Source organism: Streptococcus infantis, from assembly GCF_047463655.1.
Classification (GTDB): Bacteria; Bacillota; Bacilli; order Lactobacillales; family Streptococcaceae; genus Streptococcus; species Streptococcus infantis_Z.
The window spans coordinates 12,113-36,322 of record NZ_JASHDM010000006.1 but is presented as its reverse complement, the minus strand read 5'-3'; the positions used below and the strand labels follow the sequence as shown (position 1 = coordinate 36,322).

General features: G+C 41.5%; 21 protein-coding genes. 17 read left to right on the top strand and 4 right to left on the bottom strand.

The window, feature by feature from the left end:
* The first annotated feature begins 1 nt into the window (after position 1).
* The 5 genes from scpB to QM877_RS06070 all read left to right on the top strand — a co-directional run bounded on the left by scpB (position 2) and on the right by QM877_RS06070 (position 3,017).
* On the top strand, positions 2–571 hold the full coding sequence (gene scpB / locus QM877_RS06090; RefSeq protein WP_414317868.1) for an SMC-Scp complex subunit ScpB: 570 nt from the start codon (positions 2–4) through the stop codon (positions 569–571).
* Positions 558–1,283 (top strand): pseudouridine synthase, encoded by a 726-nt coding sequence (locus QM877_RS06085; RefSeq protein ID WP_414317867.1) that lies wholly within the window; start codon positions 558–560, stop codon positions 1,281–1,283. Before scpB ends, QM877_RS06085 begins: the two co-directional genes overlap by 14 nt.
* Complete coding sequence (yidD, locus tag QM877_RS06080; protein WP_414273924.1) at positions 1,283–1,537, top strand: membrane protein insertion efficiency factor YidD; 255 nt, start codon at positions 1,283–1,285, stop codon at positions 1,535–1,537. Before QM877_RS06085 ends, yidD begins: the two co-directional genes overlap by 1 nt.
* Positions 1,538–1,631: 94 nt before the next feature.
* Entirely contained in the window at positions 1,632–2,696 is a 1,065-nt protein-coding gene (gene pepA, locus QM877_RS06075; protein ID WP_414317866.1) for a glutamyl aminopeptidase, read from the top strand.
* Between the two features lie 24 nt (positions 2,697–2,720).
* The gene (locus QM877_RS06070) at positions 2,721–3,017 is read left to right on the top strand and encodes a bacteriocin immunity protein (RefSeq protein WP_075231972.1); all 297 of its coding nucleotides are present in this window, start codon (positions 2,721–2,723) and stop codon (positions 3,015–3,017) included.
* Positions 3,018–3,045: 28 nt separating this feature from the next.
* Here the strand turns inward: QM877_RS06070 and QM877_RS06065 are convergent, their stop codons facing one another.
* The gene (locus tag QM877_RS06065) at positions 3,046–4,677 is read right to left on the bottom strand and encodes a Na/Pi cotransporter family protein (RefSeq protein ID WP_075231973.1); all 1,632 of its coding nucleotides are present in this window, start codon (positions 4,675–4,677) and stop codon (positions 3,046–3,048) included.
* Positions 4,678–4,982: 305 nt separating this feature from the next.
* Here QM877_RS06065 and QM877_RS06060 point away from each other — a divergent pair, with 305 nt between their 5' ends.
* The 8 genes from QM877_RS06060 to QM877_RS06025 all read left to right on the top strand — a co-directional run bounded on the left by QM877_RS06060 (position 4,983) and on the right by QM877_RS06025 (position 17,842).
* Positions 4,983–10,229 (top strand): endo-beta-N-acetylglucosaminidase, encoded by a 5,247-nt coding sequence (locus QM877_RS06060; RefSeq protein WP_414317865.1) that lies wholly within the window; start codon positions 4,983–4,985, stop codon positions 10,227–10,229.
* Positions 10,230–10,570: 341 nt separating this feature from the next.
* On the top strand, positions 10,571–11,254 hold the full coding sequence (locus tag QM877_RS06055) for a hypothetical protein (RefSeq protein ID WP_414317864.1): 684 nt from the start codon (positions 10,571–10,573) through the stop codon (positions 11,252–11,254).
* Between the two features lie 308 nt (positions 11,255–11,562).
* Positions 11,563–12,762: a phosphoglycerate kinase gene (locus tag QM877_RS06050; protein ID WP_001096781.1), complete on the top strand. Its 1,200-nt coding sequence runs from the start codon at positions 11,563–11,565 to the stop codon at positions 12,760–12,762.
* A gap of 135 nt (positions 12,763–12,897) precedes the next feature.
* Positions 12,898–13,848, top strand: coding sequence for a dihydropteroate synthase (folP, locus tag QM877_RS06045; protein WP_414317863.1), 951 nt, complete (start codon positions 12,898–12,900; stop codon positions 13,846–13,848).
* Position 13,849: 1 nt separating this feature from the next.
* The gene (locus QM877_RS06040; protein ID WP_414317862.1) at positions 13,850–15,148 is read left to right on the top strand and encodes a bifunctional folylpolyglutamate synthase/dihydrofolate synthase; all 1,299 of its coding nucleotides are present in this window, start codon (positions 13,850–13,852) and stop codon (positions 15,146–15,148) included.
* 1 nt (position 15,149) lies between these two features.
* Complete coding sequence (folE, locus tag QM877_RS06035; protein ID WP_414317861.1) at positions 15,150–15,704, top strand: GTP cyclohydrolase I FolE; 555 nt, start codon at positions 15,150–15,152, stop codon at positions 15,702–15,704.
* Positions 15,705–15,744: 40 nt separating this feature from the next.
* Complete coding sequence (folK, locus tag QM877_RS06030; protein ID WP_414317860.1) at positions 15,745–16,566, top strand: 2-amino-4-hydroxy-6-hydroxymethyldihydropteridine diphosphokinase; 822 nt, start codon at positions 15,745–15,747, stop codon at positions 16,564–16,566.
* Positions 16,559–17,842, top strand: coding sequence for a DUF308 domain-containing protein (locus QM877_RS06025; protein ID WP_414317859.1), 1,284 nt, complete (start codon positions 16,559–16,561; stop codon positions 17,840–17,842). Before folK ends, QM877_RS06025 begins: the two co-directional genes overlap by 8 nt.
* A 48-nt stretch (positions 17,843–17,890) precedes the next feature.
* Here QM877_RS06025 and QM877_RS06020 read toward each other — a convergent pair whose 3' ends face one another.
* The gene (locus QM877_RS06020; RefSeq protein ID WP_153224893.1) at positions 17,891–18,208 is read right to left on the bottom strand and encodes a DUF960 domain-containing protein; all 318 of its coding nucleotides are present in this window, start codon (positions 18,206–18,208) and stop codon (positions 17,891–17,893) included.
* Between the two features lie 205 nt (positions 18,209–18,413).
* On the opposite strand from QM877_RS06020, the gene ccpA reads away from it, so the two are divergent.
* On the top strand, positions 18,414–19,421 hold the full coding sequence (gene ccpA / locus QM877_RS06015; RefSeq protein WP_248034848.1) for a catabolite control protein A: 1,008 nt from the start codon (positions 18,414–18,416) through the stop codon (positions 19,419–19,421).
* 257 nt (positions 19,422–19,678) lie between these two features.
* Here the strand turns inward: ccpA and QM877_RS06010 are convergent, their stop codons facing one another.
* A complete protein-coding gene (locus tag QM877_RS06010) occupies positions 19,679–20,641 on the bottom strand; it encodes an asparaginase (RefSeq protein ID WP_414317858.1) in 963 nt (320 codons plus the stop codon).
* 66 nt (positions 20,642–20,707) lie between these two features.
* Between QM877_RS06010 and QM877_RS06005 the strand changes: the two genes are divergently transcribed.
* Positions 20,708–22,099, top strand: a complete 1,392-nt coding sequence (locus QM877_RS06005) for a Cof-type HAD-IIB family hydrolase (protein WP_371560954.1) — start codon at positions 20,708–20,710, stop codon at positions 22,097–22,099.
* 115 nt (positions 22,100–22,214) lie between these two features.
* Here QM877_RS06005 and QM877_RS06000 read toward each other — a convergent pair whose 3' ends face one another.
* The gene (locus tag QM877_RS06000) at positions 22,215–22,667 is read right to left on the bottom strand and encodes a universal stress protein (RefSeq protein WP_000194258.1); all 453 of its coding nucleotides are present in this window, start codon (positions 22,665–22,667) and stop codon (positions 22,215–22,217) included.
* A 145-nt stretch (positions 22,668–22,812) separates the two neighbouring features.
* Between QM877_RS06000 and QM877_RS05995 the strand changes: the two genes are divergently transcribed.
* The gene (locus tag QM877_RS05995) at positions 22,813–23,652 is read left to right on the top strand and encodes a metallophosphoesterase family protein (RefSeq protein ID WP_414317857.1); all 840 of its coding nucleotides are present in this window, start codon (positions 22,813–22,815) and stop codon (positions 23,650–23,652) included.
* Between the two features lie 71 nt (positions 23,653–23,723).
* Entirely contained in the window at positions 23,724–24,161 is a 438-nt protein-coding gene (locus QM877_RS05990; protein ID WP_414317856.1) for an Rrf2 family transcriptional regulator, read from the top strand.
* The last annotated feature ends 49 nt before the right edge of the window (positions 24,162–24,210 follow it).

The following is a 24,210-nucleotide window of genomic DNA, read 5'->3' as shown; positions in this document are numbered from 1 at the left end:
TATGAGTACTTTAGCAGAAATAGAAGCGCTCTTGTTTGTAGCGGGTGAAGAGGGGATTAGGATTCGCCAGTTGGCTGAGCTCCTTTCTTTGCCACCGACTGGAATTCAGCAGAGTCTAGAAAAATTAGCCCAAAAGTATGAAAAAGACCAGGATTCCAGTTTAGACTTGATTGAGACAGGTGGTGCCTACAGATTGGTAACCAAGCCTCAATTTGCAACCGTTTTGAAAGAATACTCTAAGGCACCTATCAATCAGAGCCTGTCTCGGGCTGCCCTTGAAACCCTGTCCATCATTGCTTACAAGCAGCCTATCACACGGATAGAGATCGATGCTATTCGGGGGGTTAATTCAAGTGGAGCGCTAGCTAAGTTGCAAGCCTTTGACTTGATAAAAGAAGACGGGAAAAAAGAAGTTCTTGGACGCCCTAATCTCTATGTAACGACGGATTATTTCCTGGATTACATGGGTATTAATCATTTGGAAGAATTGCCAGTGATAGATGAGCTTGATATTCAAGCACAAGAAAGCCAATTATTTGGTGAAAGGATAGAAGAAGATGAGAATCAATAAATATATTGCCCACGCAGGTGTGGCCAGTAGGAGAAAAGCAGAAGAGTTGATCAAGCAAGGCTTGGTGACGGTTAACGGCCAAGTGGTACGTGAATTAGCGACGACTATCAAATCAGGCGATAAGGTCGAAGTTGAAGGTCAACCCATCTACAACGAAGAAAAGGTCTATTATCTGCTCAATAAACCACGTGGTGTAATTTCCAGTGTAACAGATGATAAGGGACGTAAGACGGTTGTCGATCTTTTGCCTAATGTGAAAGAGCGTATCTACCCTGTAGGACGTTTGGACTGGGATACATCAGGTGTCTTGATTTTGACCAACGATGGGGACTTTACAGACGAGATGATTCACCCACGTAATGAAATCGATAAGGTTTATGTGGCGCGTGTAAAAGGTGTGGCTAACAAGGAAAATCTTCGTCCTTTGACTCGTGGAGTTGAAATTGATGGCAAGAAGACTAAGCCAGCCATCTACGAAATTCTCAAAGTAGATCCTGTTAAAAACCGTTCGGTTGTCCAGCTAACCATTCATGAAGGACGCAATCACCAGGTTAAAAAGATGTTTGAAGCAGTTGGGCTTCAAGTGGATAAGTTGTCTCGGACACGTTTTGGACATTTAGACTTGACAGGACTTCGTCCAGGAGAAGCACGTCGTCTCAATAAAAAAGAAATCAGCCAACTACACACCATGGCTGTAACAAATAATAAATAATGAAAAAAATCTTAATTGCGCCTGTGCGCTTTTACCAACGCTTTATCTCGCCAGCCTTTCCACCGTCTTGCAGATTTGAACCTAGTTGTTCAAACTATATGATTCAGGCTATTGAAAAGCATGGCTTTAAGGGAGTTTTGATGGGTTTAGCTAGGATATTACGTTGCCATCCTTGGTCTGAAACGGGTAAAGATCCAGTGCCAGACCACTTTTCATTAAAGCGAAATACAAGAGAAGAAGGATCACATTTGTGATTCTTTTATTGTTATAAACTTGGTAAAATGTTGATTCCCACTACCCTTCTCCTATAAAAAGTGGTAAAATGGTTGAAAGAAAGAAGGGATAGAAATGACAACATTATTTTCTAAAATCAAAGAAGTAACTGAACTTTCCGCTATCTCAGGTCATGAAGCACCTGTTCGCGCTTATCTTCGTGAAAAAATTACACCTCACGTAGATGAAGTAGTGACTGATGGCTTGGGTGGTATTTTTGGGGTTAAACACTCAGAAGTTGAAAATGCCCCTCGTGTTTTGGTAGCCTCTCACATGGATGAAGTTGGTTTTATGGTAAGTGAAATCAAGCCAGACGGGACCTTCCGAGTAGTTGAAATCGGTGGTTGGAACCCGATGGTTGTCAGCAGCCAACGATTTAAACTCTTTACGCACCAAGGACGTGAAATTCCAGTCATATCAGGTTCAGTACCTCCACATTTGACTCGAGGCACAGGTGGACCAACCATGCCAGCTATTTCTGATATCGTTTTTGACGGTGGTTTTGCAGATAAGGCTGAGGCTGAAAGTTTTGGTATCCGTCCTGGAGACACCATCGTTCCAGATAGTAGCGCAATCCTAACTGCTAATGAAAAAAATATCATCTCAAAAGCATGGGATAACCGTTATGGTGTTCTCATGGTTAGCGAGTTGGCTGAAAACTTGTCAGGCCAAAAACTAGGAAATGAACTTTACCTTGGGGCTAACGTCCAAGAAGAAGTTGGACTTCGTGGTGCCCATGCATCTACAACAAAATTTGATCCAGAAGTATTCCTTGCTGTGGATTGCTCACCAGCAGGTGATGTTTATGGTGGTCAAGGTAAGATTGGTGATGGAACCTTGATTCGTTTCTATGATCCAGGTCACTTGCTTCTCCCAGGCATGAAGGACTTCCTTTTGACAACTGCTGAAGAAGCTGGAATCAAATACCAATACTATTGTGGAAAAGGTGGAACTGACGCAGGTGCAGCTCATCTGAAAAATGGTGGTGTCCCATCAACAACAATCGGTGTCTGTGCTCGTTATATCCACTCTCATCAAACACTTTATGCCATGGATGATTTCCTTGAAGCCCAAGCTTTTCTACAAGCCTTGGTTAAAAAATTAGATCGCTCTACTGTAGATTTGATCAAAAATTATTAAACTAAAAAGATGGAGGTGATAGGTATGGAAGAATCAAACCTAGAAACCTTGATACGGGACCTTTACAATCATGCCCGTCAAAACTTGAGTGAAGATTTAGTGGTTGCACTCCTAGAAACTGCTAAGCAGTTGCCCAGCACCAATGAGCGCTTGCTTGCAGTTCGACTTTCAGGGCTAGTCACACTTGAACTTCTCAAGAATCCTAGAACACCTGCGCCAGAGTTAGTCAATCTGGCCAGTTTTATCCAAAAGGAAGAAGCAAGGTACAAGGGTGCAGCTGCCTCTTCCATTATGATTGGAGAGCTATTTAAAATGCTTTGATTCGAAAGAATCAAAGCATTTTTTTATATTAAATTTGTTCAGCCAAAACCTTTTCAGCAAGGTTCATAGCGTGGTCTGACACACGAGTATAGTGTGAAATGATATCGATAAAGTTGACACCTGCTTGGGTAGAACATTCACCATTGTTTAGGCGCTTGATGTGAGTCTTACGAAGGACACGTTCCATCTTGTTGATGGCTTCATGGCGTTCAATAAGAGCTTGAGCTTTTTCAAGGTCATTATTTTCAACACTTTCAAGAGCATCTTTAACGAAATCGCTTGTTTGACGGTAAATCTCTTCCAACTCTTCTAGGGCTGAGTTAGAGAATTGAACATTCTTGCGTTGCAAGTAGTCGTTAAGATTAATCAAAGCTTCAGCGTGATCACCGATACGTTCCAAGTCTCGAGAAGAGTCAAGGATGTTGGTTAAGACTTCACTCTCTTTTTGGCTCAATGCTTCACTAGATAGACTAATAAGGTAGCGAGTTAATTTCTCATCGATTGTGTTGATAGCTTCTTCCGTCTTGTGTCCTTTTTCTGCGACTTTTTCGTTAGAATTGATGATGTAGTCGTAAGAAAGGTCAAATGCTTTAACCGCATAGTTTCCTAGGTGCAAGAGTTCTTTCTTGGCATTTCCTAGGGCGATAGAAGGAGCTTGCTTGATGAGTTGTTCATCCAGGTAAAGTGGTTCGTATTTAACAACTTCGTCTTCACCAGGGATTAGCTTAGTAACAAAGTAAGCCAAAGCACCGATGAATGGGAATTGTACAATGGTGTTACTTACGTTAAAGGCACCGTGTGAGAAGGCAATCGTCATCTCAGGTGAGAGGTGAAGTAGTGCCTGGAAGTACTCGATCATCGAAGTGAATGGGCCTAACAAGATTAAGCAGAGGATGGTTCCTAAAACGTTAAAGGTAACGTGTGTTGCTGCAACTCGTTTAGCAGAGATGTTTGCTCCGGCTGCTGCGATGATAACTGTTAAGGTTGTACCAATATTATCTCCGAATAGGACTGGTAGTGCCCCTTTGAGGTCGAGGAATCCACCTGCATAAAGACCTTGTAGGATCCCGATGGTTGCAGAAGATGCCTGAATCAGAACTGTAATGACTGCACCAGCCACAACTCCCAAGATAGGATTTTGACCCAAGGTAACCATGTATTCCTTAAACTGAGGCAAGTCTTTAAGAGGGCTCATCCCAGCACTAATGAGGTTGAGGGCATAGAAGATACCACCCACACCAAAAAGGATACGTCCAATATTATTTGCAGTACGGTTTTTTGTAAAGAATAAGCACATGGTTCCAAGGAAAATCAAGGGTAGGGCATACTCGCCAAGTTTGAAACCGATGATAAAGGACGTTACGGTCGTTCCAATATTGGCTCCCATGATAATCCCGATGGCCTGTCTAAGGGTGAGGAGACTTGCACTGACCAGTCCAACTGTAATAACCGTTACACCTGTACTTGACTGGATGAGGGCAGTGACGACAATCCCCACTAAGACCCCTAAGAAGGGATTACTTGTGTATTTGTCAATGTAATAACGAAGGCGGTCTCCAGCAGCTTGTTGCAAACCGTCTCCCATGGTCTTGATACTATACAAAAACAGTCCCAGACCACCTAAAAAGTGAAAAATAATTTCCTGCCAATTAATGGACATTTTCTTTTTCCTCCGAAAAATAATCGCGGAATTTCTCCCATTCTATTTTAAAGGATAAAAGTAAATCTAACAAGTAGTAAATGCTCTTTTTTTGAGAAAAATGTTGTTTTAATTCGAAAAATGGCAGATGATTGTCTAATTTATATTAATTCTTCACTTCTTTATAGTTCTTGAAGGGCTAGTGTTGACTCTTTTTCTAAATATCGTAAAATAAAAATGACCTGTTCTGTTTATTTTTGGAACAGCTACTTTTTTAATTCAAAAATAAAGCGCTTACTTTCAGGAGAAAGTCAAAGGAGAAAAAGATGAAGAATCCATTTTTTGAAAAACGTTGTCGCTATAGTATTCGAAAATTGTCAGTGGGTGCCTGCTCATTGATGATTGGTTCAGTTCTATTTGCAGGTCCAGCTTTGGCTGAAGAGTCTGTCGTTCCAGAAAATGGGACAACAACTACAGCAGTAGCTTCAGAGCAACCGTCAACCACTACTCCAGCAGAAGCAACTACACCAGCACCAGAAGTATTGAAAGAGCTAGAATCGAGGGAAGACAAGGCAAGTGAGCAACCAGTTTCAGAAGAAAAACCAACCTTGGATCAGTTGACTGCAGGTGATAAGGAAGCAACTAGTCCAGCTGCTGAAACTCCTAAGGTGGAAGAAGCGCCTGCTACCACAGAAAATAAGCCAGAAGAAAAAGCAACAGTCTCTGACGTTCCTAAGAAAGAAGAAAAAAGTCTTCGACCAAAAGAAATTAAGTTTGACACATGGGAAGATTTGTTGAAATGGGAACCGGGTGCCCGTGAAGACGACGCTATTAATCGTTCCTCAGTAGAACTAGCCAAGCGCTATCGTGGACATGTGGTTAACGAAAAAGCTAATAAGGACGCTAAGGTTGAAGCTCTTGCTAACACTAACTCTAAGGCTAAAGACCATGCTTCTGTAGGTGGTGAAGAGTTTAAAGCCTATGCTTTTGACTACTGGCAATACCTGAATTCCATGGTCTTCTGGGAAGGGCTCGTCCCAACTCCAGACGTGATTGATGCTGGTCACCGTAATGGTGTTCCTGTATTGGGTACACTCTTCTTCAACTGGTCAAATAGCATTGCAGACCAAGAAAAATTTGCTGCAGCCCTTCAACAAGACGAAGACGGAACTTTCCCTATCGCCCGTAAGTTGGTTGATTTGGCTAAATACTATGGTTTTGATGGCTACTTTATCAACCAAGAAACAACAGGTGATATCGTGACGCCTCTTGGTAAGAAAATGCGTGACTTCATGCTTTATACCAAGGAGTACGCAGCTCAAGTCAACCACCCAGTCAAGTATTCTTGGTACGATGCCATGACCTATGAATATGGTCGTTATCATGAAGATGGACTTGGTGAATACAACTACCCATTCATGCAAAAAGAGGGAGACAAGGTTCCTGCGGATCATTTCTTTGCCAACTTTAACTGGACCAAAGAGAAAAATGATTACTCTGTAGCTATGGCAAAATGGCTTGGACGTAGTCAGTATGATGTTTTTGCAGGTTTGGAATTGCAACAAGGTGGTTCCTACAAGACAAAAGTGAAATGGGATGCCCTTCTAGATGAAAATGGCAAGCTCCGCTTATCACTTGGCCTCTTTGCCCCAGATACTATCACGAGCCTTGGTAAGACAGGCGAAGACTATCATAAGAATGAAAACATCTTCTTTACAGGTTATCAAGGAGATCCAACTGGTCAAAAACCAGAGGACAGGGACTGGTACGGGATTGCCAACCTCGTAGCTGACCGCACACCAGCAGTGGGTCGTAGCTTCACAACATCCTTTAACACTGGACATGGTAAAAAATGGTTTGTAGACGGTAAAGTCTCTAAGGATTCTGAATGGAACTACCGTTCTGTATCAGGCATCTTGCCTACATGGCGCTGGTGGCAAACATCATCAGCTGCTAAACTCCAAGCTGACTATGACTTTGAAGATGCCTACAATGGTGGTAACTCACTTAAGTTTGCGGGTGATTTAGCTGAAAATACAAATCAAGATGTTCGCCTTTACTCTACAAAACTGGAAGTAACAGATAAAACAAAACTCCGTGTTGCTCATAAAGGTGGTAAGGGAAGCAAGGTCTATGTAGAGTTTGCAACTCAGAAAAACTATACCTATGGTGGCGAGAATGCTCGTAAAGAGCTGACTCTATCTGACGATTGGACAAAAGATGAATTTGACTTGAGTGCCTTGGCAGGTCAGACCATTTACGGTATCAAACTTACTTTTGAAAATACTGCTGCTCTTAAGGATTACCAATTTAACTTGGGTGAGTTGACAGTGTCAGATAATCAAGAGGCACCTCAAGCACCAACTGCTCTTAAAGTAACCAAACAATCTCTGAAAAATGCCCAAGAAGCAGAAGCCATTGTCCAATTTACAGGTAATAAAGATGCTGATTTCTATGAAGTTTATGAGAAGGATGGCGATGCTTGGCGCCTATTGACAGGCTCATCTGCAACTACGATCTACCTACCAAAAGTTAGCCGTTCAGCTAGTGCAACTGGTACTAGTCAGGAGTTGAAGGTTGTCGCAGTTGGGAAGAATGGCCTTCGTTCTGAAGCAGCAACTACAAACCTCGAGTGGGGAATGACTGTCCAAGATACAAGCCTTCCAAGACCATTAGCAGCAAACATCGTTCCAGGAGCGACTGTTATCGGAAGTACCTTCCCAAATACAGAAGGTGGAGAAGGTATCGAAGGTATGTTGAATGGTACCATCACCAGCTTATCTGACAAATGGTCTTCTGCTCAGTTGAGTGGTAGCGTTGATATCCGTTTGACACAACCACGCCGTGTTGTTAGATGGGTCATGGATCATGCCGGTGCGGGTGGAGAGTCTGTTAATGATGGCTTGATGAACACCAAAGACTTTGACCTTTACTACAAAGATGAAGCAGGCGAATGGAAACTAGCTAAAGCTGTTCGTGGCAATAAAGCCCATGTTTCGGATATCACTCTTGATAGCCCAATCACTGCGCAAGACTGGCGCTTGAACGTCATCACGTCTGACAATGGAACACCATGGAAAGCCATTCGTATCTATAACTGGAAGATGTACGAAACCCTAGATACGGAAAGCCAAAACATTCCAATGAGTAAAGTTGCAGCGCGTGTTCTAACAGACAATAAGGTTCAGCTCGGCTTCTCAGAAGTTCCTGCTGGGGCAACCATCACAGTCTACGACAAGGCAGATTCACAAACTCCAATCGCTACCTTAAATACAGTAGTTGGAGGGGATTTGGCGACAGAACCATTGAGCTTTGAAAAACGTCCAAGTCTTCTTTACTACCGAACACAATTGCCAGGGAAAGAAATCAGTAATACTCTTGCTGTGACGATTCCTCAGGATGAGAGAAAGATTAGGGTTGTCAGTCTAGAAGCAGCACCTAAAAAGACAACTTATCAAGTTGATGAGGAATTGAATCTTAAAGGTGGTCTTCTCCGTGTCAAATATGAGGGTGAAGAAGCAGACGAAGTCATCAACCTCAGTCATGCAGGTGTAGTTGTTAACGGCTACGATGCTCACCATCATGGTGAACAAGAGTTAACAGTAACCTATCTTGGTCTTCCAGTTGCAGGAAGTTTCAAGGTTCAAGTGACTGGTGAAGAAGCTGGTCCAAAAGAAGTCGCAGCCTTGTATATTAGCAAGCAACCGAAAATTGACTACTTGGTAGGTGATGCTCTAGACTTATCAGAAGGACGTTTCAAGGTCTTGTATGATGATGAGACGGAGACTGAACATAGCTTTACAGACCAAGGAGTCGAAATTACAGGCTATGATTCTCAAAAAATAGGCCGTCAAAAACTTCAGTTGCACTATCAAGGACAAACTGTCGACTTTGATGTTTTAGTATCACCTAAGGCAGCCATTAACGACGAATATCTGAAACAAGAAATCACGTCTGCTCAAGGACGCAAAGAAACAATAGCTTATACATTTGCTGATGCAGAAAAACAAGTAGCTCTTGCTGAGAAGCTTGCTGCAGCAAAAGCTATCTTAGAAAATCATGATGCTAGTCAAGAAGCAGTCAACCAGGCCTTGAATGACTTGAAACAAGCTGGTACTGAATTGGATGGCAATCAACGTTATCAAACTGCTAGAGAAGAATTGGAAAACTTGCTCGAATCTGTCCTTGAAAAAGATCCTAAATCTGAGTTGATTGCGCAAGCTGAAGCTTTATTATCTTCACAAACACCAACTCCAGAAGCCTTTGCTGACATGAAAGAAAAGCTGAATAAGAAACTAGCTTCTGCAGAAGAAAGTCATCATGTGGGTAGCTTAGAAGAAGGAGAAACTGCGCCAACAGTTGAAGCGCTACCTGAGTTAGTGGTTGAAACAGAAACTCAAGCATTCGAGCGTCAAGAACGTCCGTCAGGAGACCTCTTGTTGGGTGAACGTCGAGTCGTTCAGGCTGGTGCAGAAGGGCAAATCCGTCATTTGATTGAAGTGGATGCCAAAGGCAACCGTACTCTTCTTCAGACAGAAGTCGTCAAGGAAGCAGTGGCAGAGATTACTGAGGTTGGTACTAAAGTAGAAAGTCGTGTTCAACCGCTAGACGGTTTTGGAGATCTTGTTCTCGAAAAACCGGAATTGGAAGTGAAGGAAGAAGCCGTAGCCTTCAAACACCAAGAGCGTCCGACAGCAGATCTTTTACTAGGTGAACGCCGTCTGGTTCAAGCAGGTGAGGCTGGTCAAATCCGTCACTTGATTGAGGTAGATGCTAAAGGCAGTCGCACACTTCTTCAGACAGAGGTAGTCAAGGAAGCAGTGACTGAGATTACTGAAGTTGGTACGAAGGTAGAAAGCCGTGTTCAGCTACTAGAAGGACCAAAAGTCCTGGATGTTAAAAAACCAAGCTTGGTTATGGAAGAAGAAGTTCTTGCCTATGGACATGAAGAACGAGAAAACGCAAACCTTTCAGCAGGTGAACGCCGTCTAGTTCAAGCTGGAATGGAAGGACTTCGTAGAAATCTTGTAGAGGTTGATTCAGAAGGATATCGCAGTCTTAAGGAAACGGAAGTCGTCAAGGAAGCAGTTGCAGAAATCACTGAAGTTGGTACCAAGGTAGAAAGTCGTGTTCAACCGCTAGACGGAGTCAAAGATTTGACTATCAGCAATCCAACATTGGTGATTGAAGAAGAAAAGCTTGCATACGGCCATGAAGAACGAGTAAATCCTAGTCTAAAATCAGGAGAACGTCGCTTGGTTCAAGCAGGAGTTGAAGGACTTCGTCAAAATCTTGTAGAAGTTGACACAGAAGGCAACCGCAGTATTAAGGGAACAGAGCTTATCAAAGAAACTGTTACTGAGATTGTTGAGATTGGGCCAAAAGTGGATACCCAAGATGACAAACCTCTTGCACCTGCTCCAGTAGCACAAGCAGAAGCACAAGCTGAAAAACCTGAAGGAAAACAACTTCCAAGTACAGGTACAGAAGTAGATGCAAATCTTCTTGCCCTTGGCTTGGTCGGAGTTTTAAGTGGTTTTGGCTTGCTAGCTCAAAAGAAAAAAGAAGATTAAGTGAAACTTCTTAATTTACTGTCTGATAGGACAAACATGTTTATGGTAGATGAATTCAAAACGGGATAATACATCCAAAAGTTTGAAACAACAATAGTTTAAAAGGTAAGGGACATTATTTTTGGTTCCTGCCTTTTTGTATTCTTTAGAAAAATCATGAAAGACTTTGAACTCATTAACTCTAATAAAACTTTATCACAAGATTTATTGACGATTAATAATGTAAATTGTATAATCTAACTAGAATGTTATTTAGATATAATAATATTTTTATAGTTTAATTTACGAATCACAGAGATTTTTTCTTTTAAAATAGAAAATGACATAGGAGAGTGTATATTATGGCAAATTATATTATGCTACATCAAAATAGAATTGAAGTAAAAATTGATGATACTATTGTATACTGTGATAATTTTAAAGGAAATCAAGATCCATATGTTTGGAGTGAAAGATTTTTGAATACATTTTGTAAAACTACTCAAATTAAAGCATCTCAACTTAAAAAGGGAGATACCTTGTTTTGGTTTTCAAGACAGGGAAATCCATCAGAGGATAGGTGGTTTGTTGATTTAGTATTTATTGTTGATGAGATCAGCTACTGGGAAAAAAGTGATAAAGCAGGGGAAGCAGTTGATTACCCTTTTGAACACTATAATGATGTTAAACTTTCAACAATAAAATTTGATGATTTTTCTTATGAAGACCATTATCAGTGGGCTGGAATTGATCATCCTAAAACAAGTAGTAGACCAAAGAGACGATTTACTATAGTTGCTTCCAAGGAGAGTTATCAAGCACAGACTGAACATAAAGAATTAATTGAAATAAAAGATAAATATATCCTTGATATGTTTGAGCATTCACCACGTGGTGGGAGTGGGTTCAGGTGTAAAGAAATTAACGATAAAGAAGTAAAATATATTGAGAGTTATATACTTGAAAACAAGAAGATAGAATTGAAAGGATCTGATCTTTTTAAATTAAGGAGTAATGGTCAAAAGTGGGAGAGTAAGGAATATTAGATAAGATAACTTGAACGGAACCGACTCTTTCAAGATACAAAATAAAGTAATCTGAGAATTAATTGACTATCCTTTTCTATCAATAAAACTATATTTTTAAAACTAGGTATTAAGTTTGATTAAGTGAATTTTACAATTCTAAATGTTATCATAGCCTCTACTTTTTCTACCATATTTTTGGAACTGGAATAAAGCTTGTACAGAGATAAAAGAACAATAAAGAACTGGAAAAGTTTAAGGTTTTGCTATCTCTTTTATTGATTTTGTGATATAATTAACACGTAAAAAAAATTAAGGAGTCTTTCCAAATGGCAAAATTGACTGTTAAAGACGTTGAGTTGAAAGGGAAAAAAGTTCTCGTTCGTGTTGACTTCAACGTTCCTGTAAAAGATGGCGTGATTACTAATGACAATCGTATCACTGCAGCTCTTCCAACTATCAAGTACATCCTTGAACAAGGTGGACGTGCGATTCTTTTCTCTCACCTTGGACGTGTAAAAGAAGAAGCAGACAAAGCTGGTAAATCACTTGCTCCTGTAGCTGCTGACTTGGCTGCTAAATTGGGTCAAGAAGTTACATTCCTTCCAGGTGTTACTCGTGGTGCTGAATTGGAAGCAGCGATCAACGCTCTTGAAGATGGACAAGTTCTTTTGGTTGAAAACACTCGTTTTGAAGATGTTGACGGTAAGAAAGAATCTAAAAACGATCCTGAACTTGGTAAATACTGGGCATCACTTGGAGATGGTATCTTCGTAAACGATGCATTCGGTACAGCTCACCGTGCACACGCATCTAACGTTGGTATCTCAGCAAACGTTGAAAAAGCAGTTGCTGGATTCCTTCTTGAAAACGAAATTGCTTACATCCAAGAAGCTGTTGAAGCTCCAGAACGTCCATTCGTGGCTATCCTTGGTGGTTCAAAAGTTTCAGACAAGATCGGTGTTATCGAAAACTTGCTTGAAAAAGCTGATAAAGTTCTTATCGGTGGTGGTATGACTTACACATTCTACAAAGCACAAGGTATCGAAATCGGTAACTCACTTGTAGAAGAAGACAAATTGGATGTCGCTAAAGCTCTTCTTGAAAAAGCAAACGGCAAATTGATCTTGCCAGTTGACTCAAAAGAAGCAAACGCATTTGCTGACTACACTGAAGTGAAAGACACTGAAGGTGAAGCAGTTGACCCAGGTTTCCTTGGTCTTGACATCGGTCCAAAATCTATCGCTAAATTTGACGAAGCTTTGACTGGTGCTAAAACAGTTGTATGGAACGGACCAATGGGTGTATTTGAAAACCCTGACTTCCAAGCTGGTACAATCGGTGTGATGGACGCTATCGTGAAACAACCAGGCGTTAAATCAATCATCGGTGGTGGTGACTCAGCTGCCGCAGCTATCAACCTTGGACGTGCAGACAAGTTCTCATGGATTAGTACGGGCGGAGGCGCTTCAATGGAACTTCTCGAAGGTAAAGTTCTTCCAGGACTTGCAGCATTGACTGAAAAATAAGAATATAGAAAAAGGAGGACTCAGGTTCTCCTTTTTTTGCGCTCTTTTAAAGTTAAAGAGTACTGAGGGATAATTGGACAGAATCCAAAAAAAACAGTAAAATAGAGGAATACCAATCTAAATGAAATTTGAGTGATGAACGTGGAAAAAAGAGAGAATCTTACAAAAACAGCTATTTGCGGTATTATCAATGTCACCCCAGATTCTTTTTCTGACGGGGGCCAATTTTTTGCTATTGAAGAAGCCTTAAAACAGGCTCGAAAATTGATAGCTGAAGGTGCCACTATCTTAGATATCGGTGGAGAATCTACTCGACCAGGAAGTAGCTATGTTGAGATTGAAGAGGAAATCCAGCGTGTGGTTCCAGTTATTCAGGCTATTCGTCAAGAAAGTGATGTTCTGATTTCGGTCGATACTTGGAAGAGTCAGGTGGCAGAAGCAGCTTTAAAGGCTGGTGCCAATATAGTTAATGACATTACCGGTCTCATGGGTGATGAGAAAATGGCAGAGGTGGTTGCTAAGACTGAAGCTCAGGTGGTCATCATGTTCAATCCAGTCATGGCACGTCCTCAGCACCCTAGTTCACTCATATTTCCTCATTTCGGATTTGGAGAGACTTTTACAAAGGAAGACTTGGCTGAATTTGAACAACTGCCAGTAGAAGATTTGATGACAGTTTTCTTTGATCGTGCCCTAGCAAGAGCGAAGGAAGCTGCTATTGCAAAAGAAAACATCATGCTGGATCCAGGAATTGGCTTTGGTTTGACCAAAAAGGAAAATCTCATCCTCCTACGTGACCTTGATAAGCTTCACGAGATGGGCTATCCTATCTTTTTAGGAGTCTCTCGCAAGCGCTTTGTCATTAATATCCTTGAAGAAAATGGATTTGAAGTCAATCCAGATACTGAAGCTGGCTTCCGAAATCGTGATAAGGCTTCGGCTCATGTAACCAGTATTGCTGCCAGACAAGGTGTTGAAGTGGTGCGCGTGCACGATGTAGCCAGCCACAAGATGGCAGTCGAAATTGCGTCTGCTATCCGTCTGGCAGACCATGCGGAAAATTTAGATTTGAAACAATATAAGTAAGATGAATAAAAACGAAACGAATCAGTGGATTGCCCACTACCGGACAGACCAACCACACTTTGGTTTGGAAAGAATGGTAGAGCTTTTAGCTTTACGAGGCAATCCCCATCTTAAGCTTAAGGTTATCCATATCGGAGGAACCAATGGCAAGGGCTCTACTATAGCCTTTTTGAAAAATATGCTGGAAAAGATGGGGCTAAGAGTTGGAGTCTTTAGCTCACCCTATCTGATTCATTATACCGACCAGATTGCCATTAATGGGGAATCTATCCCAGAAGCAAGATTAGAGTCCTTGATGGCGGATTATCGTTTACTACTTGAAGGGGAACATGCTCATGCCTTGCAAGGAACGACAGAATTCGAGATTATCACTGCCATAGCCTATGACTATTTTGCATCTGAGCAAGTCGATGTGGCTATTATGGAAGTTGGTATGGGCGGACTTTTGGATAGTACCAATGTCTGTCAACCCATCCTAACAGGCATCACTACCATTGGGTTGGATCATGTAGCGCTTTTAGGAGATAGCTTGGAAGCCATCGCAGAGCAGAAAGCAGGGATTATCAAGCAAGGAGTTCCTCTAGTGACTGGTCGCATTGTCCCAGAAGCCTTGGCGGTTATTGACCAGATTGCAAAAGCGAAACAAGCTACCAGAATCGCCTATGGAGATGCCTATCAAGTCAGTCATTATGAGAGTATTGTGACTGGCGAGACCTTTGGCTATACAAGTGCTGTTAGACAAGGTCGCTTCCAGACAGGATTGCTGGGTTTGCACCAGATAGAAAATGCTGGGATGGCGCTGGCCTTGTTAGATAGCTATTGCCAAGCGACTGGTCGAGAATTGCCAGATAATGCTTTAGTGGCTCAAGCTTTAGAAGAAACAAGATGGCCTGGACGTTTGGAAGTTGTTTCTAGAGAACCTTTGATGATTTTAGATGGGGCCCATAATCCCCATGCCATCAAGGCTTTGATAGCTACTTTAAAGGAGCGCTTTGCGGACTATCAGAAGGAAATTCTCTTTACTTGTATCAAAACCAAGGCCTTGGAGGATATGTTGGACTTGCTAGAAACCTTGCCCGATACTAAGATTACGCTAACTCATTTTGAGGATAGTCGGGCGACGGATGAAACAGTCTTGAAAGAGATGGCTGATTCTAGAAATTTCAACTACCAAGATTGGCAAGAATTTCTAGACCAAAAATTATCAGAAAATGAAGAGAAAAAAACAGTTAGGATTATCACGGGCTCATTATACTTTTTAGCCCAAGTGAGAGCCTACCTAATGGAGGGGAAAAATTAGAATGGATACACAAAAGATTGAAGAAGCTGTAAAAATGATTATCGAGGCAGTTGGTGAGGATGCAAATCGCGAAGGCTTGCAGGAAACACCAGCCCGTGTCGCTCGTATGTACCAAGAGATTTTTTCAGGTCTTGGGCAAACTGCTGAAGATCACCTATCAAAGTCCTTTGAGATTATCGATGACAATATGGTAGTGGAAAAGGATATCTTTTTCCATACCATGTGTGAACATCACTTCTTGCCATTTTATGGTCGTGCCCACATTGCCTATATCCCAGATGGGCGTGTTGCAGGTTTATCAAAGTTAGCTCGTACTGTGGAAGTTTACTCTAAAAAGCCACAGATTCAAGAGCGTTTGAATATCGAAGTTGCTGATGCCTTGATGGAGTATTTGGGTGCTAAGGGAGCTTTTGTTGTTATTGAAGCAGAGCATATGTGTATGAGTATGCGTGGTGTTCGAAAACCAGGAACTGCGACCTTGACTACAGTAGCTCGTGGTCTATTTGAGACAGATAAGGATCTTCGGGATCAGGCTTATCGTCTGATGGGACTATAAAAAATCCGCGTCAAGCGGATTTTTCTAGAAAGGACTAGTTATGGATCAACTGCGAATTAAAGACCTAGAAATTTTCGCCTTTCATGGACTCTTTCCTAGTGAGAAGGAACTGGGGCAGAAGTTTGTCGTTTCAGCTACCTTATCCTATGATATGACCAAGGCTGCGACAGACTTGGATTTAACTGCTTCTGTCCATTACGGAGAACTTTGCCAGCAATGGACGACTTGGTTTCAGGAAGAAAGCGAAGACCTGATTGAAACAGTAGCCTACAAACTAGTAGAGCGTACTTTTGAAACCTACCCTCTCGTTCAAGAGATTGAGCTAGAACTAAAAAAACCTTGGGCACCTATCCATCTTCCACTGGATACTTGTTCAGTAACCATCCACCGTAGCAAACAGCGTGCCTTTATCGCTTTAGGAAGCAATATGGGGGATAAGACGGCTAATCTCCAGCAAGCGATTGACAAAATGCAAGCTCGTGGCATCCACATTCTCAAAGAGTCTAGTGTGATTAGAACCGAACCTTGGGGTGGTGTGGAGCAGGATAGCTTTGCCAATCAAGTCATTGAAGTGGAAACCTGGTTGCCAGCTCCAATCTTGTTAGAAACCTTGTTAGAGATTGAATCAGAGATGGGAAGGGTTAGAGAGGTTCATTGGGGACCTCGCTTGATTGACCTGGATTTGCTTTTTGTAGAGGACCAGGTCATCTATACAGACGACCTCATCTTGCCTCATCCTTATATTGCTGAGCGCCTCTTTGTTTTAGAGTCTTTACAGGAAATAGCTCCGCATTTTATTCATCCAACACTGAAACAACCGATTCGCCACTTGTATCGTCAATTGGAGAAAGAAAATGCCTAAGTTTTCCGAAACTTATAGTAAATGGAAAAGTCTAGGGGAGGGAGCGCTAGCTATTGTCCTAGGTCTTCTCTTGATTTGTTTTGGGCAGATTGTACCGAGACTTGGTTATCAACTCTTGATGGGTTATTTTTCCTTGTCGGCTGTTTGGCATTTATTGACACGATGGTTTCAGGAAAAGTCCCGTAGAGAAAATATTTTTGTAACCATAGCCAAGCTCTTTCTTGCAGTCATCCTATTTGATTCAGTCATCCTGCAAGGGATAGCCCTCTATCTCCTTGTTATGATTATCGGAGGTTATCAACTGTTTACAGGTCTGATCAGTCTGATTACTTGGTTGATTTACCGAAATAATCATATCCATCCGAGGCTCAATTACTTATTTGATGCTTTGTGGATGATGGGATTTGGTTTCTATAGTATCTCCCCTTTTCATGATGCGACAAATTTTGAGTTGCTCCTGTTAGGTTTTTACTTAAACATGTTGGGAGCGAGTAGTGTCAGGGATGGTTTCTATTTTGAAAAAGGGAGAAGTAATCCCAAGCTGAAGCGCAGAATGAGAATGACACTGCCTATTTTTGTAACAGCTTTAATTCCTATTAGTACCTTACGACGATGGAATGAAATGTTATCTACTCATCAGACGGAAGAAAGGGAAGTACATTCAGAGAGAAAAAATGACCAGACAGTTGATATGGAAATTTTTATCCATACTTCAGAATCGTCTTTCTTTTTAGCCATGGGTCATGTGGATATCTGCTATCAAGGTCAGGTTATTTCCTATGGTTCTTATGATCCTCACTCGGAGCGCTTATTTGGGATGATTGGGGATGGGGTTCTATTTAAGGCTAATCGAGAAAAGTATATCGAACTCTGTAAGAGAGAAAGTCAGAAAACTCTATTTGCCTATGGCTTAAGCTTGTCTGAGCAACAGAAAAAAGCTATAGAAGAACAACTGAGAGAAATTGAAGGACTCTTAATTCCTTGGGAACCAAGTTCTCAACTCATGAAAAGAAGAGAAGGGGAAATCAAGCATACCTACTCTTATCAGCTGAAACACGAGGCTGATGCCACTCTTTATAAGTTCAGTTCGTCCAAGTTTAAGACCTATTTTGTTCTCAGTACAAATTGTGTCTTATTGGCTGACTCTATCGTGGGTAAAGCTGGAATAGACATTCTCAGCCCCCAAGGATTTATCGTCCCAGGAACTTATCAGGATTATCTTGACTTAGAATACACCAAACCAAGTGGTATAGTAGTCAGTCGTTCCATTTATTAACAAAAAGAAAACTCTAGTTTCCTAAGTAGATAGAGGAGACTAGAGTTTTTAAAATAGGTCATTTTCTTCTGGTAGGAGAATGGTTTCCTTCCCATCCATATCCATGACCAGAACTTTAGGTGGATAGAGTGGGTCAAAGGGATGATTGAAGTCGAAGTCAATCGTAGTTGGTAGATGTTGACTAGAAAAACGAAAAGTGATGGAGCCTTCATGATTCAAAAGTCGAAATTCCAATTCATCTTCTAGCTCAAAAACATGCTTTAAAAAATGATCGATTATAAACCAGATTGAATCGATAACATCGTCGGGTAAATTGGTCACCACACCGAAACTGGCACATCGTCTATGAGAATCTGTAAAAGCCATCCCTATCTCCTAATTGATTTTTTTATTATCATACTGCAAACTGCTAGAAAAATCAAGAAAAGTCAACTACCTTTAAAAATATGAGAATGATTTTGAAATTTTTTCAACGAATCTTCATCAAACGCTTGAAAATGCTTACAATTAGTGGTAAAATGAGAACAGTGGAATCATGAAAACAAAATTTTCAAAGTAGAAAGGAAACGGAATGAACACAGATGATACAGTAACAATTTATGACGTTGCCCGAGAAGCGGGAGTGTCAATGGCGACTGTCAGCCGTGTTGTCAATGGCAATAAAAATGTTAAAGAAAATACTCGAAAGAAAGTCTTAGAGGTTATTGAACGTCTAGATTATCGTCCTAATGCAGTAGCACGTGGTCTAGCAAGCAAGAAAACGACAACAGTTGGAGTCGTCATTCCAGATATCACAAATACTTATTTCTCTGCCCTTGCTAAAGGGATTGACGATATCGCGGAGATGTACAAATACAACATCGTCCTTGCCAATAGTGATGAGGATGATGAAAAGGAAGTATCTGTGGTCAATACTCTCTTTTCTAAACAGGTGGATGGCGTTATCTTCATGGGTTATCATTTAACTGAGAAGATTCGCTCAGAGTTTTCACGCTCACGCACACCTGTCGTTCTTGCAGGAACAGTAGACGTAGAACACCAACTTCCAAGTGTCAATATTGACTATAAACATGCTACAGTTGATGCAGTCCGTCATCTTTTGAAGCGAAACAAAAAAATTGCCTTCGTTAGTGGACCATTAGTGGATGATATTAATGGCAAGATTCGCTTAGCTGGCTACAAAGATGCCTTAAAAGAAGCGGGAATCAACTACAGTGAAGGTCTTGTTTTCGAATCAAAATACCGTTATGACGATGGCTATGCCTTGGCAGAACGTTTGATTTCTTCTAAAGCAACAGCAGCGATTGTAACAGGAGATGAACTGGCAGCAGGTGTGTTGAACGGACTTGCTGACAAGGGAGTTTCTGTACCAGAAGACTTTGAAATTATCACCAGTGATGATTCGCAAATCGCGCGTTACACTCGTCCAAACCTAACCACCATTGCGCAACCTTTGTATGACCTCGGTGCTATTAGTATGCGTATGTTGACAAAGATTATGCATAAGGAAGAGTTAGAAGAGCGTGAAGTTCTTTTGCCACATGGTTTGGTAGAACGTCATTCAACTCGTAAAGATTAACAAGAAGAGGTCGGGATAAAAATCCCGACCTCGCTTTTTAGTAGCAGAAACTTTTTGGTCAATAGTTCAAGCATTAAGTTGGTGGTTGGAAGCTCTCGGAGTGAACTAGAAAACAAGACTTGATCTAGTAATTTCTATCTCACCGACTTTTTTATACTCAATGAAAATCAAAGAGCAAACTAGGAAACTAGCCGCAGGCTGTACTTGAGTACGGCAAGGCGACGTTGACGAGGTTTGAATTTGATTTTCGAAGAGTATTATCCTTCCATATAGGCTCGTAATTCATCCCCTCTAAGGCCAGCATTGATAGCAATGAGGAGTTTGAGACGAGCCTTTTGAGCATTGAGCTCTTTGACAAAGAAGACACCAGCCTTTTGTAGACAAACGCCACCTCCCTCGTAGGCATAGACAGGTTCGGCAATCCCGTTAAAACAACGAGAGACCAAGGCGATTGGGAGTCCTTCTTGGATAAGGGCGTTCAATTTTTGTGCTGTTTCCTTGGGAACATTTCCAGCACCAAAAGCCTGAATAATAAGTCCATCCAGTTGATCAACGGGAAGTAAATCGAGGAGTTCTTCTGTCATACCGGCATAGACAGGGATAATAGGGACCAAGCCTTGAATCTTATCTAGGTCAAAACGAACACGGGGTTCAGCTGTTTTAAAGTAGAGAATCTCGTGTTTCATGATGAGCCCAAGAGGGCCGTGGGTTGGCGTTTGAAAGGTGCTAACATTTGTCGTGTGCGTCTTGGTCACATACTTAGCAGCGTGAATCTCGTCATTCATCACGACCAAGACACCCTTATCAGCAGCCTTATCGTCACTCGCGACGCGTAGGGCACTAAGATAATTGTAGACGCCGTCGCTTCCAAGTTCGTTAGAGCTACGCATGGCCCCTGTTAGCACGATTGGTTTGTGAGGAACCTCCATAGTGTCAAGGAAATAGGCAGTTTCCTCCAAGGTATCTGTCCCATGTGTAATCACGAAACCGTCATAATGTTCAGACTCCTCTTTGATCTTTTGATAGAGGGACAGCATATGTTTGGGTTTAATATGGGGACTTGGCAGATTAAAAAAGTCGAGAGCATGGACTTCAACTCCCTCAAGTGGATTGGATACATGATTCATAGGGTTGTCTTGACTAGTCACAACAGCACCAGAGTCATCGGCTTGCATGGAAATAGTACCACCCGTATGTAAAACAAGGATTTTCTTAGGCATGATTTACTCACTCTTTCTGAAATGTGGTATAATCATTGTATCACAAAAAGGGGAGATTGAGGTAGGATGGAAGTCAAAGCTGTTTTTTTTGATATCGATGGAACACTGGTCAACGATCGCAAGAGTGTTTTGAAATCCACTAAGGATGCGATTAAGATTGTAAAGGAACAGGGAGTGCTTGTTGGAGTAGCGACAGGTCGAGGACCTTTTTTTGTTAAGGATTTAATGGAAGAGTTAGATCTGGATTTTGCTGTAACCTATAACGGCCAATATATCTTTAATAAAGACAGAGTCTTGTTTACAAGTCCTCTTTCCAAATCTCATTTACGGCAGTTGATAGCCTATGCTAAAAAAGAGGGCAAGGAAATTGCTTTGGGGACCAAGGATGCCATGCTGGGTTCAAAAATCATGTCTTTTGGCCTAGGTTCTTTTTCACAAAGAGTGAGTCGTTTTGTCCCCTCTATGTTGACTCGTACGGTTAGTCATTCCTTTAATCGAATGGTGAGTAAGGTTGTTCCTCAGAAGGAAGAAGACTTGCTCCAGTTGATGAATCAGCCTATTTATCAAGTTTTGATGCTAATGACGCCAGAAGAATCTGAGAAAGCAGCAGCTGATTTTCAAGACTTGAAATTGACTCGTAGTAATCCTTTTGCAGCTGATGTCATCAACCAAGGAAATTCCAAGCTAGAAGGCATTCGCCGTGTCGGAAAAGAGTATGGTTTTGATCTCAATCAAGTCATGGCCTTTGGTGACTCGGACAATGACCTAGAGATGCTGGCGGGTGTTGGGATGTCAGTCGCTATGGGCAATGGTAGTAGCAGTGTCAAGGAAGTCGCTAAGCATATCACAACCAGCAACCAGCAAGATGGGATTCACAAAGCTTTAGAGCATTTTGGTGTTCTGGCTTCAGAAAAAGTCTTTGTCAGTCGTGATTACCATTTTAATAAGGTCAAGACCTTCCACCACATGATGGATGAACGAACTCAAGAAGAGCCACAAGCTTGGGACTTAGAAGGTGCCACCCATAGAGCAGGATTTAAGATAGAAGAATTGGTGGAGTTTGTTCGAGCTGCTAGCTCTTCTGAAGAAGATTTTGAACAGGCAGTTGGACAGCTACACCAAGCGCTGGATCAGGCAGCAGAGAAAGTAGTCAAGAAGACACCTGCGAAGCAAGATTTGGTAGGGCAAGTGGATGCCTTGATTGACACCCTATACTTCACCTATGGTAGCTTTGTTTTGATGGGGGTGGATCCAGAACGGATTTTTGACATTGTCCATCAAGCAAATATGGGTAAAATGTTCCCTGATGGAAAAGCTCATTTTGATCCAGTGACCCACAAGATCCTAAAACCAGATGACTGGGAAGAAAAATACGCTCCAGAGCCTGCTATTAAAAAGGAGATTGAGCGCCAGATAAAGGCCTATGAACGCCACAAGGAAAGAGAAGATAAAAAATAGGCGATCGCAGAGGAAGCCTGGAATGATATTTTGAGTTCCTAGCTCTAACTACGACATCAACAATTTATAAAAAAATGAGGTTAGGAGAAAAATCCCAACCTCATTTCTGTTTTTATTACAAAGTTTTATCCTTATCTCTAACGACGAGAAGGTCAACGCTGGTATGGCGTAGGATATATTCTGATGAAGAACCAACTAGTAGGCGCTCAAAGGCATTGAGTCCTGTTGCCCCAACTAAAATCAAATCAACCTTTTCTTTGTCTGGAATTGTTTTAGCTAAGAGAGTTTTAGGATTTCCCATCTCAATAACTACTTTAATGTCTGTGAGCCCAGCATCTTTTGCACGTTTTTCGTATTCCGCCATCAAATCGTTGGCCTCTACTTGCAATTCTTCGTAAACTTCGGCATCAAATGTTGAGATGCTTTGAAGAGCACGTGTGTCAATAACATGGGCAATCGTTAGTTTTGCTTGGTTACGCAGTGCTGAATGAACCCCTTTGATGAAAGCCAAGTCAGCTTCCTTAGAACCGTCAACTGCTACCATGATATTTTCATAGCGTTGTGTCATAGCAAAAACCTCCTCATTCTTATTACCTTCATTGTAATCCTTTTCACTAAAAAAGTAAAGTAAAAAACGATAGAAAAGATAAGTGCTTTTTGACTTTGACTTGGAGTTTGTTATAATAAAAATAGAAAAGCTAAGAGGAAAAGATATGACAAAAATCGCAGTATTATCAGATATACATGGCAATACAACAGCCTTAGAGGCTGTTCTGGCAGATGCCCAGAAGGCGGAGGTTGATGAGTATTGGCTCTTAGGAGATATCCTCATGCCTGGAACAGGACGAAAAAATATTCTCCAGAGATTGGACACTTTACCCATTACTCTTAGAGTTCTGGGAAATTGGGAAGATAGTCTTTGGCGCGCCTGCCATCGTCAGTTAGATGAAAGCAGACCGAGCCATCGTTACCTCTTACGCCAGTGTCAGTATATTATGGAAGAGATCAGCATCGAGGAGATTGAGGCGCTGCAGAACTATCCCTTGCAAGTGCACCGCCAGTTTGGAGATCTGAAGCTAGGGATTAGCCATCACTTGCCTGATAAAAACTGGGGAAGAGAGCTGATTCATCTTGGTAAGCAAGAAGACTTTGATCGTCTTGTCACCAATCCAGATTGCGATATTGCCATTTATGGTCATATCCATCAGCAGTTTCTTCGCTATGGTAGTGGTGGCCAGCTTATCCTAAATCCAGGTTCGATTGGGCAACCCTTCTTTTTATCTGGGAATTTACGCAAAGACTTGCGGGCCCAATACATGATCTTAGAATTTGACGAAAAAGGTTTAAAAGATGCTGATTTTCGTCGTGTCGATTATGATATTGAGGCAGAATTACAGCTAGCTAAAGACTTACAATTACCCTACTACCAAGTTTATTATGAAAGTTTGGTTAATGGGATTCACCATACCCACAATCAGGACTTGTTGCACGAAATCGCTCAGAGTCAAGGACATGATGTTGAATTGGACGACTGGCTTAGTGGTAACTCTTGACATTACAACTAGAAGAGATATAATAAACTTAAGAAAAGAAGGAACTAATCTGATGAAAAAAGGAGAAGAGGATGCAAATTTCAAGTCGATTTACCATCGCGACCCATATGTTGATCATTATTGCTCTAAAAGGGAAGGAAAGCAAGGTGACTAGCGATTTTCTAGCTAGTAGTGTTGGAGTCAATCCAGTTATTATCCGTAAAACCTTGTCTCAATTAAAAAAAGCTGAGTTGATCTCAGTTGCGCGTGGAACTGGTGGAGCAGAGATTATCAAAGACCTAGAGGATATCAGTCTTTTAGATGTTTACCAAGCAGTTGAGTGCCTAGGAAAGACAGGTCAACTCTTTAGTTTTCATGACAATCCAAATCCAGCTTGTCCAGTAGGAGCTAACATCCATGGGGTTTTAGATGAGAAATTACAAAAGATTCAGCTAGCCATGGAGCAGGAGCTGAGCCAAACCAGTCTTGCTCAAGTGGTGGCAGATGCAGAAGCAAGGATGGAGAAATAAGAGCTTCTAGAAAGAGGCAAAACGTAGACATACCCTATCAGTAATAAAA

Bases quoted from the DNA above. Each gene is read 5' to 3' on its own strand.
- scpB (WP_414317868.1), top strand. From the start codon at position 2: ATGAGTACTTTAGCAGAAATAGAAGCGCTCTTGTTTGTAGCGGGTGAA.
- QM877_RS06085 (WP_414317867.1), top strand. From the start codon at position 558: ATGAGAATCAATAAATATATTGCCCACGCAGGTGTGGCCAGTAGGAGA.
- yidD (WP_414273924.1), top strand. From the start codon at position 1,283: ATGAAAAAAATCTTAATTGCGCCTGTGCGCTTTTACCAACGCTTTATC.
- pepA (WP_414317866.1), top strand. From the start codon at position 1,632: ATGACAACATTATTTTCTAAAATCAAAGAAGTAACTGAACTTTCCGCT.
- QM877_RS06070 (WP_075231972.1), top strand. From the start codon at position 2,721: ATGGAAGAATCAAACCTAGAAACCTTGATACGGGACCTTTACAATCAT.
- QM877_RS06065 (WP_075231973.1), bottom strand. From the start codon at position 4,677: ATGTCCATTAATTGGCAGGAAATTATTTTTCACTTTTTAGGTGGTCTG.
- QM877_RS06060 (WP_414317865.1), top strand. From the start codon at position 4,983: ATGAAGAATCCATTTTTTGAAAAACGTTGTCGCTATAGTATTCGAAAA.
- QM877_RS06055 (WP_414317864.1), top strand. From the start codon at position 10,571: ATGGCAAATTATATTATGCTACATCAAAATAGAATTGAAGTAAAAATT.
- QM877_RS06050 (WP_001096781.1), top strand. From the start codon at position 11,563: ATGGCAAAATTGACTGTTAAAGACGTTGAGTTGAAAGGGAAAAAAGTT.
- folP (WP_414317863.1), top strand. From the start codon at position 12,898: ATGAACGTGGAAAAAAGAGAGAATCTTACAAAAACAGCTATTTGCGGT.
- QM877_RS06040 (WP_414317862.1), top strand. From the start codon at position 13,850: ATGAATAAAAACGAAACGAATCAGTGGATTGCCCACTACCGGACAGAC.
- folE (WP_414317861.1), top strand. From the start codon at position 15,150: ATGGATACACAAAAGATTGAAGAAGCTGTAAAAATGATTATCGAGGCA.
- folK (WP_414317860.1), top strand. From the start codon at position 15,745: ATGGATCAACTGCGAATTAAAGACCTAGAAATTTTCGCCTTTCATGGA.
- QM877_RS06025 (WP_414317859.1), top strand. From the start codon at position 16,559: ATGCCTAAGTTTTCCGAAACTTATAGTAAATGGAAAAGTCTAGGGGAG.
- QM877_RS06020 (WP_153224893.1), bottom strand. From the start codon at position 18,208: ATGGCTTTTACAGATTCTCATAGACGATGTGCCAGTTTCGGTGTGGTG.
- ccpA (WP_248034848.1), top strand. From the start codon at position 18,414: ATGAACACAGATGATACAGTAACAATTTATGACGTTGCCCGAGAAGCG.
- QM877_RS06010 (WP_414317858.1), bottom strand. From the start codon at position 20,641: ATGCCTAAGAAAATCCTTGTTTTACATACGGGTGGTACTATTTCCATG.
- QM877_RS06005 (WP_371560954.1), top strand. From the start codon at position 20,708: ATGGAAGTCAAAGCTGTTTTTTTTGATATCGATGGAACACTGGTCAAC.
- QM877_RS06000 (WP_000194258.1), bottom strand. From the start codon at position 22,667: ATGACACAACGCTATGAAAATATCATGGTAGCAGTTGACGGTTCTAAG.
- QM877_RS05995 (WP_414317857.1), top strand. From the start codon at position 22,813: ATGACAAAAATCGCAGTATTATCAGATATACATGGCAATACAACAGCC.
- QM877_RS05990 (WP_414317856.1), top strand. From the start codon at position 23,724: ATGCAAATTTCAAGTCGATTTACCATCGCGACCCATATGTTGATCATT.